Source organism: Flavobacterium sp. (assembly GCF_046153165.1).
Lineage (GTDB): Bacteria > Bacteroidota > Bacteroidia > Flavobacteriales > Flavobacteriaceae > Flavobacterium.
Map to the genome: position 1 here is coordinate 1 of NZ_JBJXEN010000002.1, position 8983 is coordinate 8983.

The 8983-nt window shown below is 28.8% G+C and carries 10 protein-coding genes; 6 read left to right on the plus strand and 4 right to left on the minus strand.

Translation table 11 applies throughout. The features are described from left to right. A partial coding sequence (locus tag ACKVOV_RS00545; protein ID WP_409204828.1) for a TonB-dependent receptor domain-containing protein occupies window positions 1-2113 on the plus strand: 2113 nt, incomplete at its 5' end. 150 nt (window positions 2114-2263) lie between these two features. Then, entirely contained in the window at window positions 2264-2461 is a 198-nt protein-coding gene (locus ACKVOV_RS00550) for a hypothetical protein (protein WP_409204829.1), read from the plus strand. 17 nt (window positions 2462-2478) lie between these two features. Here ACKVOV_RS00550 and rsmD read toward each other — a convergent pair whose 3' ends face one another. After that, complete coding sequence (gene rsmD / locus ACKVOV_RS00555) at window positions 2479-3063, minus strand: 16S rRNA (guanine(966)-N(2))-methyltransferase RsmD (RefSeq protein ID WP_409204830.1); 585 nt, start codon at window positions 3061-3063, stop codon at window positions 2479-2481. Next, window positions 3054-3878, minus strand: coding sequence for a DUF3822 family protein (locus ACKVOV_RS00560; RefSeq protein WP_409204831.1), 825 nt, complete (start codon window positions 3876-3878; stop codon window positions 3054-3056). The genes rsmD and ACKVOV_RS00560 overlap by 10 nt, the downstream gene beginning before the upstream one ends. 108 nt (window positions 3879-3986) lie before the next feature. Between ACKVOV_RS00560 and ACKVOV_RS00565 the strand changes: the two genes are divergently transcribed. The 3 genes from ACKVOV_RS00565 (at window position 3987) to kdsB (ending at window position 6901) form a co-directional block, all read left to right on the plus strand. Beyond that, window positions 3987-5411: an ATP-dependent RecD-like DNA helicase gene (locus ACKVOV_RS00565; protein ID WP_409204832.1), complete on the plus strand. Its 1425-nt coding sequence runs from the start codon at window positions 3987-3989 to the stop codon at window positions 5409-5411. A gap of 204 nt (window positions 5412-5615) precedes the next feature. Then, a complete protein-coding gene (locus tag ACKVOV_RS00570) occupies window positions 5616-6173 on the plus strand; it encodes a DUF4126 domain-containing protein (protein ID WP_409204837.1) in 558 nt (185 codons plus the stop codon). Window positions 6174-6175: 2 nt separating this feature from the next. After that, window positions 6176-6901, plus strand: coding sequence for a 3-deoxy-manno-octulosonate cytidylyltransferase (gene kdsB, locus ACKVOV_RS00575; protein WP_409204833.1), 726 nt, complete (start codon window positions 6176-6178; stop codon window positions 6899-6901). Window position 6902: 1 nt separating this feature from the next. Here kdsB and ACKVOV_RS00580 read toward each other — a convergent pair whose 3' ends face one another. Further along, on the minus strand, window positions 6903-7631 hold the full coding sequence (locus tag ACKVOV_RS00580; protein WP_409204834.1) for a potassium channel family protein: 729 nt from the start codon (window positions 7629-7631) through the stop codon (window positions 6903-6905). A gap of 11 nt (window positions 7632-7642) precedes the next feature. Next, a complete protein-coding gene (locus tag ACKVOV_RS00585) occupies window positions 7643-8302 on the minus strand; it encodes a spermidine synthase (RefSeq protein WP_409204835.1) in 660 nt (219 codons plus the stop codon). Window positions 8303-8355: 53 nt separating this feature from the next. On the opposite strand from ACKVOV_RS00585, the gene ACKVOV_RS00590 reads away from it, so the two are divergent. Next, complete coding sequence (locus ACKVOV_RS00590) at window positions 8356-8913, plus strand: 1-acyl-sn-glycerol-3-phosphate acyltransferase (RefSeq protein ID WP_409204836.1); 558 nt, start codon at window positions 8356-8358, stop codon at window positions 8911-8913. Window positions 8914-8983 lie beyond the last annotated feature (70 nt).

Here is an 8983-nt window from a genome sequence, read left to right on the forward strand (position 1 = left end):
CAAATTAAAAATGAAAAAAGCGCTAATAATACTGTTTGTTCTGATGATTTCAAATTTGACATTGGCACAAAATGAAATCAAACAAGATACAATTTCTAAAAAGCTAGAGGAAGTAATTATAAAAAAGGAAAAGAAAGTTTTTACCAATAAAAATGGAAATTTGAAAATTGATGTAGCCAATTCAATCTTAAAATCAGTTCCGAATACGATCGATTTAGTATCAAAACTGCCCAATGTAATTATTGGTGCTAATAAAGAAACGATTAGTATTATAGGAAAAGGGAATCCGTTACTTTATATAGACAATCAAAAAGTAAGTATAAACGATTTAAATACATTGTCTGTAGATGAAATTAAAAGCATTGAAATTATAAATAATCCATCAGCAAAATACGAAGCGGAAGGTCGAGTTGTCATTTTAATTACAAGGAAGTTAAGCAAAAAAGAAGGATTTAAAATCGATTTGACAGAAACCGCTTCCGTCAAAAAAAGATTCAATAATTATGTAGGAATCAATGCCAGCATCAAAAAAAAGAAATTAGAAATTAAAGCAAATTTCAATTACAATCAGTTAACTATTTGGGAAGGACACGATATAAAATATGAGATTCCAGAGGAAAATATTATTTCAAATTATGATGTAGAAGCTTATACTAAAAGGCCTCAGTTCATTTTTGGAAGCGGATTATTTTACAAAATAAATGAAGATGATTATTTTTCTATCAGCGGAAATGCCAGAGTTCAAAAAGATATTTTTGGTATAAATACAAAAACTTTAAACAAACAAAATAATATAGAAAACAATATTTTAACACGGAGTAATAACGATGAAAATCGAGTTTTCATAAATTCATTTGCAAATTATTTTAAGAAAATAAAATCGATAAATACCCAATTATTTTCAGGTTTTCAGTTTTCTAATTTCAATCAAGAAATGGTTACTTTAGTTGAAAATAGTTATAATAATTCTCCATTTGAACTAGTGCAAAATAGGAATCAAAAATTTAATGTTTCAGTTATTTCTGGTAGAACAGATTTAGAAAAAATATTTAAAAATGAAATAAAATTAGAGATTGGTGGTTTGTTTCTTAGTGCAAATGCCAAGACAAATTCGGATATTTCTGATTTAATTAGTTTGACTTCAACAGCATCAAAATATAATTTTAAAGAGCAAAATATTTCAGGTTATTCACAAGTTTCAGGTAAAATAAAAAAGTTGCAATATTCAGCAGGCTTTAGAATTGAAAGCACTAATATTATTGGCAAATACACTAATGAAATTTTGCCTTTAATTAAAAAAGATTACACCAATTTTTTTCCAAAAGTACAATTTGATATTCCTGTAGATAGTTCGAAAGCGATTACTTTAAATTATTCAAAAAGTATAACTAGACCCAATTATTCGGCTACAAATCAAGGTTCTACTTATATAAATCCTTATTTTATTTATGGAAGTAACATCAATCTTGATCCTACAATTAATGATGAAATTGCAGCTAATTTTCAGTACAATGACAAATCAATTCGATTGAGTTATTACAAAAATTCAAATCCTGTTTATGGGGATTTTAAGTATGATAATTCTCAAAATATTTTAACCTTTAGTCAGAAGAATTTTGATAAAGAAAGTGGTTTCGAAATAGATTTTACTATTCCGTTTACTTATAAATTTTGGACAGTAAATAATAGTTTGAGCTTTATTTTAAATAAAATTGAAGACAAATTAGCTATACAAAAAGAAACTAAACCTTATATATATTACTATTCAAACCATCAATTCAAATTGCCTAAAGAGTATATCATTTCTACAACATTTTGGGGACTTACGACTCAAAATGAAGGTATTTTTGAAAGAAAACAACCCAATTTTATTATGGATTTGGCTATTTCTAAGACATTTTTAAAAAAATGGGATTGTACTTTAAGCTTTAATGATATTTTTAAAAATTTCGTTTACAAAGAAAATTTCACTGTAAATAAAATTAGTTCGAAGTCAAACTATCTATCAGATACGCATGAAATTTCTGTAGCAATTAGATATTCTTTTGGAAAAATAAAAGATTCAGAATTTAAAGAAAAAAATATAAATGATGACGAGAATAGAATACGTTAATCACATCATCTAACTTATTTTTCATTCAATCTAATCAAAAAAAAACAGATATATAACAATCAATATTTTAAATATGTTATATAAAAGTTAAAATATTGATTATTAAATATTTGATTGTAAAATTTTTTAAATTTGATAAAAAATAAGGTTATGGATATTCAAGAATCAAAAATTGCATTAGTAAAAACAATATTGAATATAGATAATATAGAGATTATTGAAAAGATCACAGATTTCATAAATGATGAGTTTGGGAATGATCTTAAATCCAATATTTCTTCAGATCACAATGAAGAAACAGAAAAAGGTATAGAAACTATTATAAGAATGGTTGGAGAGTTTAAATAGATTTAAAAATGATTACATTAGCTTTCAAATTCATCGTCTTCATCGTCAGTTTCTTCCTCGCCATTTTCTAATTCGAAGAAAGTAAAAACTGAACCACCGTAACCTTTATCATAAGAAAAATTTTCCATGTGGTTTAGTTTTGTGTATTTAGAATGTTCGATAACCATCATACCATCATCCTCTAACAAACCGTTTTCAAAAACCAATGTAATAATTTTTTCGAAATCTTTTTGATCCATTCCGTATGGAGGATCAGCAAAAATAATATCGTAACTGGCTTTATTTTTCTCTAAGAAAGCGAAAACATCACTTTTTATTGGTGTAATATCAAAATCGAATTCTTTAGTCGTTTTTCTAATAAAATTCACACAACCCATATCACCATCTACACTAGTAATGGGTTTACAGCCTCTAGAAGCAAATTCGTAACTTATGCTTCCTGTTCCTGCAAATAAATCTAGAACACGAAGTTCTGTAAAATTAAAATTATTATTTAAAATATTAAATAAGGCTTCCTTACACATATCAGTCGTAGGGCGAACTGGCAAGTTTTTGGGTGGACTAATTCGTCGTCCTTTGTATTTTCCTGAAATTATTCGCACGTGTGTATGGGTATAAAATTTTGTAAATATTCTTGCTGGGAAATGTTGTTCTCTAAATTGTTATAATCAAAAAATAAAGAAACATTTCTTATGTATTTGTAGGCAATTTGGTATAAATTACTTTCTTTAGAAATCGTTCCAAAAAGTTTTACTTGTATTGTTTCTGGATTCAAATTAAGCTGTTCAGTAACAAAAAGTAAATAATAAATAAAATCTTCTTCGGTTTTATAATCGAATGTATTAAAAAGTAAAAGTTTTTGATTTCTAACCGCTATAATCTGAAAATTAGTGGATTGAATATGAATGTATAAATGAGTTTCATCAATATTTTTAGAAAATTCTTGTATTTTTTTTACTAAAATGGTAAAAGAATGTTTGTAATTGAAACTTCCAAAACGATCAATTAGAAAATTATTAATATTCACATACGGAATATAAACAGTGACCATATCGTTGTTTGTAACCAAATCATAAGCAAAAAAATCAGATTCAAAAACCTTTGTATTATATTGTAAATAGCTACCTAAATATTGTGCATCAAATAAAACTGACGGCACAAAAGTGAGCAAGTTATTGTTGTGTAAAACAGTAATTTCGTCAAAATTTGTATTTAATTCTGCAGTTTCATTGAAAATTTTAATTAACGATTCTTCAATTTCTGTTGGATTAGAAAATTTATCAAACGAAAAACTACGAATGGTTTCAATTTTATTTTTCAATGTATCTTTTATACAAAAAGAAGCCTCAGTTAATGAAACTTGAAGTACTAAATTTTTGTATTTTTTTTCCAGAATTGTAGCGTTCCCTGAAGACATAATGGCATTAAATCATTGAAAAGCAAATCTACAATTTTTTTTACTTTATTAAACAAACTAGATGATTTTGATCCGTATATTTGAAATATAATATTTTATCAAAAATAAATGAGTGCTTCGTTGTTTTACAGTATTTTACAAAAAAAATTTCCTTTTAGGCCTACGGTTAAACAAGATATTTTCTTTCAACAAATTGCAGAATTTATTACAAATACTTACAAAGACGAGATTTTTGTACTAAAAGGTTATGCAGGAACTGGAAAAACAACGGTGATTTCTACGATTGTAAACAATCTAATCGAGATAAATAAAAAATATGTTTTACTCGCACCAACAGGTCGTGCTGCAAAAGTAATTGCTAATTATTCGAACAAACCAGCCTTTACCATTCATAAAAAAATTTATTTTCCTAAAAAAGCATCTGGTGGCGGAGTTTCCTTCACTTTGCAACCCAACAAACATAAGAATACTATTTTTTTTATAGACGAATCTTCTATGATTTCGGATGTGAATACCGAATCGAAATTATACGAAAATGGTTCACTTCTAGATGACTTAATTTCCTATGTTTATTCGGGAGACAATTGCAAAATGATTCTGTTAGGTGACACGGCTCAATTACCACCAGTTCAGTTAGATATATCCCCAGCATTAGATACAGATACTTTAAGTTTACATTATAATAAAGATGTGTATTCTATCGAATTTGATGAAGTCATGCGTCAAGAAGAAAACTCGGGAATTTTGTATAATGCTACCGAGCTTAGAGAATTATTGAAAGATGTATTTTTTGATAGTTTCAAATTTAATCTCAAAGGATTTAAAGATATTGTCAGATTATCAGATGGTTACGATATTCAAGACGCCATCAATTCGGCTTATAGCAATTATAGTATTGAAGATACCGCGTTTATAGTTCGTTCGAACAAGCGAGCCAACCAATATAATCAACAAATTAGGACCAAAATTCTAGATAAAGAAAGTGAACTTTCTACAGGAGATTTCTTGATGGTGGTAAAAAATAATTACTTTTGGTTAAAGGATTCCGACGAAGCAGGTTTTATTGCCAATGGTGATATTATTGAAGTATTAGATATCCGAAATATAAAAGAATTATACGGATTCAAATTTGCCAATGTCAAGATACGAATGGTCGATTATCCAGACCAAAAACCGTATGAAACCGTTCTATTATTAGATACCATTTCGAGCGAATCACCGTCATTATCCTACGAAGAATCGAACAGATTGTACGAAGAAGTCATGAAAGATTATGAAAATGAGACCACTAAATATAAGAAATTTCAAAAAGTAAAAGAAAATGAATATTTTAATGCGTTGCAAGTCAAATTCTCTTATGCCATAACGTGTCACAAATCGCAAGGAGGACAATGGAATACGGTTTTTATCGAGCAGCCTTATTTGCCCAACGGAATCGACAAAGATTACATTCGCTGGCTATATACCGCCATGACAAGAGCAAAAGATAAGCTATATTTGATAGGTTTTAAAGATGAAAATTTTGTAGAATAAATTAGGACGTTACCACAAGGGTCGGGCTTTACATTGCAATCTTTTTTTGGAAGAAAAATCCAAAAAAAGGATTTTCACTTCAATCCCTAACGCAAAAAGAGAGCATTTTGTCATTTCGACGAAGGAGAAATCTCATAAATTGAACAACTATTGAGATTTTTTGTTCCACAGAATAACAAATAGCATTAATTTTAATAAAATATGATAACAACAGAAACCATATTAAGTCTATTTTTAGGAATTGGACTAGCCGCATCGGCTGGTTTTAGGGTATTTTTGCCATTATTTGCATTGAGTTTGGCATCACACTTTAATGTTATTCCAGTTAATGAAAGTTGGGCTTGGGTAGGAGGAATTCCCGCTATGATTTCGTTAGGAATTGCTATGATTGCCGAGATTTTTGGCTATTATATCCCGTTTGTAGATAATCTTTTAGATACGATTGCCACACCATTAGCGGCAATTGCAGGAACGGCCGTGATGGCATCAACATTAGTACATTTAGACCCAATGATGACTTGGGGATTAGCCGTAATTGCTGGAGGCGGAACCGCAACTGCCATGCAAGGAATGACCACCATGACACGACTCGCGTCATCAGTAAAAACAGCAGGTTTAGGAAATCCTGTAGTTTCTACTGCCGAAACTGGAACTGCAATTACTTTGAGTACTTTTGCCATTTTTTTACCAATTGTAGCAATAATTATTGTTGTTATACTATTTTTGTTAATCTATTGGCTTTATAAAAAAATTAGAAAATAAGAATGAAAATAATCGCCGTAATTCCCGCACGATACGCCTCAACAAGATTCCCTGCCAAACTTATGCAAGATTTGGTTGGAAAAACAGTTATTTTACGAACGTATCAAGCAGCAGTGGAAACCCATTTGTTTGATGATATTTTTGTAGTGACTGATTCTGATTTGATTTATAATGAAATTATTTCCAATGGTGGAAAAGCCATTATGAGTATCAAAGAACACGAATCGGGTAGTGACCGAATTGCAGAAGCTATCGAAAATCTTGATGTTGATATTGTAGTCAATGTGCAAGGAGATGAACCTTTTATAAATAAAGAACCACTCGAAAAAGTGATTGAAGTTTTTAGAAATGATGTTGATAAGAAAGTAGATTTGGCTTCCTTAATGAGAAATATCACGGATAAAAATGATATTCAAAACCCAAATAATGTCAAAGTAATTGTCGACCAACAAGGATTTGCCTTATATTTTTCTCGTTCGGTAATTCCATATCCAAGAGAAGAAAATGTAGGAGTGAGGTATATGCAACACATTGGTATTTATGCATTTAGAAAACAAGCTTTGCTAGATTTTTATCATTTACCAATGCTATCACTCGAAGCTTCCGAAAAACTAGAGCAACTTCGTTATTTAGAATACGGAAAACGCATCAAAATGGTTGAAACAACCCACGTTGGAATTGGAATTGACACTTTGGAGGATTTGGAAAAAGCAAGGAAGATGTTATAGATTAATCCTCGTTATCATGATCGAAATACCCTTTGCTTTTAATCTTGGTAGAAAAGAAATTAAGAAATAAAACTACAAAAAACAAGAAAAGTAAAGCTTGCATGCTCACTAAAAACTTTCCAAAAACAGTTATAGGATAAAAATCACCATAACCAATAGAGGAAGATGTAATAATGCTAAAATACACAGCATCAAACCAGTGCGTAAATTCTTTATTTAAGTAATTACCACAAGAATATAAAACGGCAAAAGCTAAAACAATTTCCATATAATTAAAAAAAAGTAAAAGCATCGAACGTTTGTAGGAACGTGGACGAGAAAATAAATCGGAAGCAAAAATCAAAGTAGGTATATATAAAACTGTTTCTAGTAAAACATAAACCATTACTATTATGATATAGATGTTATGTTGCCATTGATTTATTAATATTATAAGTGGAAACATAACTTTTGCTAAAATATAAAAATCTAAAGCTAAATCTTGATACTCAGAACCTTTTTTGTTGGCAAAATATTTAATATATGTTCCAGGAAAAAGCAATTGAGAAGAGGAGAGTAGTAATCGTATTATTTTTTCGATTCCGTTATCATCCTGATGATCATTATTCCAAATCGATTTAATATTTTCGATGCGTTTCTGAATAGGATTGTGTTTTGGTTTGTCTTTTGGTAAAACATTACCCAACAGAAGTTTTTTGATATTCTTTTTCATGTACAGATAATATTTCATGAGATTTTAAATTAATTCAGAATTAACAACTCGTTGTCTCCTTCAAGATTAGGAATTCTTTGCAGTGTTCTTTTTTTTGATTCTATCAATTTTACAAATTTTTCATTTCTAATTTGAGCTGAATTATCACTTACAATTGTATTAAATATTACAAAACCATTTGTATTCAAGATTTTTAATATATTACTAATAAATGTATTTTCAAATAGAAAATTAGGCATAATATTATCTTCAAAAATGTCAATGATTATAAGATCGTATGTTTCATTAATTTCTTTTACAAATTTTTCAGCATCAGTAATAATAATCTGAAGATTATCAATTTTATCTAAGCCAAAATATTTATTGGCAAGATTTATAGTTTCAGCATCAATTTCGACACCTGTAATTTTTCCTTTATACTCAAATTCATCTACTAACGTTTTAATTACACTTCCGCCAGCAACTCCAAGAACAAGTATAGTTTTAAAATTCGATATTTTGCTTAATCCAATTTTTTTTAGACTAAAACGCAAAACCTTTTGCAAATTTCCATAAGAGAAATTAGTATTTTTAGAATCCAATACTAATTGTCCGTTGTTCCAAGTTATTTCGAGATTTTTATTAATATCAGATTTTGTCTGATATATCTTTATTGGTATTAAATAACTTAAAAGTCGCTTGAAATTCATAATTTGCCTTTTCAAATAGTAAATATAATGCTATTTTTGATAAAATATTAGAAATGAAAAAACGAATATATAAGTTAATTTTCTTTAAACTCATGGGTTGGAAAATTAACGGAACAATTGCTCCTGAAATAAAAAAATGCATAATGATTACAGTACCTCACACCAGTAATCATGATTTTTATTTGGGTATTTTTACAAGAGGAATTTTGGATTTAGAAATGAATTTTGTAGCTAAAAAGGAATTATTCAAATTTCCATTTGGATCTTATTTCAGTTGGATGGGTGGAGAACCACTCGACAGAACTGGTGGTTTAAACAAAGTAGATGCTATTGCAAATATTTTTTCAAAAAGAGAAGTATTCCGTCTTGCTATTGCTCCCGAAGGAACTCGTAAAAAAGTTACAGAATGGAAAACTGGTTTTTATTACATTGCCATGAAAGCTAATGTGCCAATTATTCCAGTAGTTTTTAATTTTGGTGAAAAAGAAGTAAAACTTTGCGAGCCATTTTATCCAACAGGAAATATCGAATCGGATTTTAAAATATTAGAACAAAATTATATTTGTGTTTTAGGAAAAATTCCAGAAAACAGTTTTGTACCAAAAAAATAATTATTCGGGCAAATAATTTTTAAAACTCCCATTTTTGTAAAAAACTACAATTCGTTCAATTTCTGACTCA

What these genes read in the sequence shown, in the direction of transcription:
- ACKVOV_RS00560 (WP_409204831.1), bottom strand. Translation starts at nt 3,878, where the DNA reads ATGTCTTCAGGGAACGCTACAATTCTGGAAAAAAAATACAAAAATTTA.
- ACKVOV_RS00565 (WP_409204832.1), top strand. Translation starts at nt 3,987, where the DNA reads ATGAGTGCTTCGTTGTTTTACAGTATTTTACAAAAAAAATTTCCTTTT.
- ACKVOV_RS00580 (WP_409204834.1), bottom strand. Translation starts at nt 7,631, where the DNA reads ATGAAATATTATCTGTACATGAAAAAGAATATCAAAAAACTTCTGTTG.
- ACKVOV_RS00550 (WP_409204829.1), top strand. Translation starts at nt 2,264, where the DNA reads ATGGATATTCAAGAATCAAAAATTGCATTAGTAAAAACAATATTGAAT.
- ACKVOV_RS00590 (WP_409204836.1), top strand. Translation starts at nt 8,356, where the DNA reads ATGAAAAAACGAATATATAAGTTAATTTTCTTTAAACTCATGGGTTGG.
- kdsB (WP_409204833.1), top strand. Translation starts at nt 6,176, where the DNA reads ATGAAAATAATCGCCGTAATTCCCGCACGATACGCCTCAACAAGATTC.
- ACKVOV_RS00585 (WP_409204835.1), bottom strand. Translation starts at nt 8,302, where the DNA reads ATGAATTTCAAGCGACTTTTAAGTTATTTAATACCAATAAAGATATAT.